Annotated in this window: 1 pseudogene; it reads left to right on the top strand. The window is 55.7% G+C overall.

Features of this window, described 5'->3' with window-relative positions:
* Window positions 1–14 precede the first annotated feature (14 nt).
* Window positions 15–230, top strand: a pseudogene (locus SB751_RS35890) (hypothetical protein); the annotation flags it as partial.

The raw sequence follows: 230 nt of genomic DNA, 5'->3' as shown, positions 1-230 counted from the left end.
ATGGTGCCAATCAAATGCAAAACGCGTTGACTCACAACCCCGCGCAAGCTCCGCAAGACGACAAGTCGGGGCTCACCGTCGATGTCGCCTCGACCATCGTCGAGTATCTCAATCGCTCGGATTGGCGCGTCAATGCAAACGCCAATCAAGGCTGGAGCCTGGGTGGGCTGATCCTGAATACGAGCGGCAAGGTCATTGCGAATTACTGGCTCAACAATGTGTATTCCGCC

Origin of the sequence: Cupriavidus sp. SIMBA_020 (assembly GCF_046535395.1) — a bacterium.
Taxonomy (GTDB): domain Bacteria; phylum Pseudomonadota; class Gammaproteobacteria; order Burkholderiales; family Burkholderiaceae; genus Cupriavidus; species Cupriavidus campinensis.
The sequence above is the reverse complement of the archived record's forward strand: the minus strand, read 5'-3'. Positions and strand labels throughout refer to the sequence as shown.